The 571-nt window shown below is 58.8% G+C and carries 1 protein-coding gene; it reads right to left on the bottom strand.

Annotated elements, in window-relative coordinates:
* The coding region (locus tag HJG40_RS14160; protein ID WP_215864796.1) for a LysM peptidoglycan-binding domain-containing protein at positions 1-571 on the bottom strand (571 nt) is incomplete at both ends.

Here is a 571-nt window from a genome sequence, read left to right as displayed (position 1 = left end):
GATGCCCCCCATAAACCACCAACTGCTGACCTGCCTGCAGATCACGCGCGGAGCGCAGATGATTCCACTGCTTCATCTGCTGAACACTGACCCCCGCGCGCATGGCTATTTGTGACAGGGTGTTCCCTGGATGTACCGTCAAATGGCTGAGCCGTGCCTGAGTGACGGGCTGGGCCACGGAGGTGGCCGCGACGGCCGGTTGGGCGACGGGCAAAGCCTGGGCTGCAGCCTCCTGCGGCATGGTCAACAGCGCTGTTTTTAGCGTGGCCGCCTTGTCCTTGGGAACCACGAGCTGATAGTCCGCCGGGACTACGCCATAACTGATTCCGGCATTGAGGTGCTGCAATTCGCGCACCGGGACATTCATCAAATTGGCAGCCACATTGAGGGCGACCGATTTAGGGGTGGTGACTACCGCTATGTGGGCCGTGTTGGGGATATAGGGCAGGCTGACGTGGTAAGCCTTGGCATTTTTGATGACCTGGGCAAGACCCAACAATTCGGCCACGTAATTTTCAGTTTGTTCGGGAAGATTCAGATCCCAGAAATCGGTAGGTTGGCCGGCCGCCAC

Origin of the sequence: Acidithiobacillus concretivorus, assembly GCF_018853445.1 — a bacterium.
In the GTDB taxonomy this organism is placed as follows: Bacteria; Pseudomonadota; Gammaproteobacteria; order Acidithiobacillales; family Acidithiobacillaceae; genus Acidithiobacillus; species Acidithiobacillus concretivorus.
This window is presented reverse-complemented; position numbering and strand designations above follow the sequence as displayed.